Origin of the sequence: Cytobacillus praedii (assembly GCF_001439605.1) — a bacterium.
GTDB lineage: Bacteria > Bacillota > Bacilli > Bacillales > Cytobacillaceae > Cytobacillus > Cytobacillus praedii.
This window is the reverse complement of sequence record NZ_LMBX01000019.1, coordinates 89,616-90,741: the sequence shown is the minus strand read 5'-3', so window position 1 is coordinate 90,741 and position 1,126 is coordinate 89,616. Positions and strand designations below refer to the sequence as shown.

Below are 1,126 nucleotides of genomic sequence, written 5' to 3'. Positions count from 1 at the left end.
AGCCAGGATCAAACTCTCCAATAAAGAGTAAGATTAGCTCTTAAGTTTTAAAACTTGATTTAAACGTTGACGTTTTTTGTTCGTTCAGTTTTCAAAGAGCAATTTTGGAGCGGGTGAAGGGAATCGAACCCTCGACAACAGCTTGGAAGGCTGTGGTTTTACCACTAAACTACACCCGCATAATTATTATTTATAAATAAAATCNTGGTCGGGAAGACAGGATTCGAACCTGCGACCCCTTGGTCCCAAACCAAGTGCTCTACCAAGCTGAGCTACTTCCCGGATTAGAAAGAGGTCGAAGAAGATACATTGTTTCATCTCTGCTTCTTCCGAATTCTTATATTTATANCGCGCCCGAAAGGAGTCGAACCCATAACCTTCTGATCCGTAGTCAGACGCTCTATCCAATTGAGCTACGGGCGCATTTATTAAAGCAACTTTTATATCATATATTAAAACGATTTGAATGTCAATATATTTTTTTGGTGCGGCCGAGAGGACTTGAACCTCCACGGGGTTGCCCCCACTAGGCCCTCAACCTAGCGCGTCTGCCATTCCGCCACGACCGCATATAAATAGCGACAAAGATAATCGTATCAATATCTCACAAAAAAGTCAAGAAATAATAATGCGGGTGAAGGGAGTCGAACCCCCACGCCTTGCGGCGCTAGATCCTAAGTCTAGTGCGTCTGCCAATTCCGCCACACCCGCATATTAAAAATGGTGAGCCATGAAGGACTCGAACCTTCGACCCTCTGATTAAAAGTCAGATGCTCTACCGACTGAGCTAATGGCTCAAAAACAAANTGGCTGGGCTAGCTGGATTCGAACCAACGCATGTCGCAGTCAAAGTGCGATGCCTTACCGCTTGGCTATAGCCCATTAATCATATACTATATTCTTCAAATGNCGGTCCGGACGGGACTCGAACCCGCGACCTCCTGCGTGACAGGCAGGCATTCTAACCAACTGAACTACCGGACCAAACTTGTCATTCCACTGCATTTTCAAACAACTGAATACTTGAAAAACTATGGATGACCCGTACGGGATTCGAACCCGTGTTACCGCCGTGAAAGGGCGGTGTCTTAACCGCTTGACCAACGGGCCAAATTAAAAATATCTC

General features: G+C 45.5%; 9 tRNA genes. All 9 read right to left on the bottom strand.

The features are described 5' to 3' along the window. Positions 1-105 precede the first annotated feature (105 nt). Positions 106-179: transfer RNA gene (locus tag ASU02_RS18720), tRNA-Gly, on the bottom strand. Positions 180-205: 26 nt separating this feature from the next. Next, a tRNA-Pro gene (locus ASU02_RS18715) sits at positions 206-282 on the bottom strand. A gap of 67 nt (positions 283-349) precedes the next feature. Then, a tRNA-Arg gene (locus tag ASU02_RS18710) sits at positions 350-423 on the bottom strand. Between the two features lie 60 nt (positions 424-483). Further along, a tRNA-Leu gene (locus tag ASU02_RS18705) sits at positions 484-569 on the bottom strand. A gap of 60 nt (positions 570-629) precedes the next feature. After that, positions 630-711, bottom strand: a tRNA-Leu gene (locus tag ASU02_RS18700). Positions 712-721: 10 nt separating this feature from the next. Beyond that, positions 722-797, bottom strand: a tRNA-Lys gene (locus ASU02_RS18695). Between the two features lie 10 nt (positions 798-807). Continuing rightward, positions 808-882: transfer RNA gene (locus ASU02_RS18690), tRNA-Gln, on the bottom strand. A 28-nt stretch (positions 883-910) separates the two neighbouring features. Continuing rightward, positions 911-984 (bottom strand) — tRNA-Asp (locus ASU02_RS18685). 54 nt (positions 985-1,038) lie between these two features. Then, a tRNA-Glu gene (locus ASU02_RS18680) sits at positions 1,039-1,110 on the bottom strand. Between the last annotated feature and the right edge of the window lie 16 nt (positions 1,111-1,126).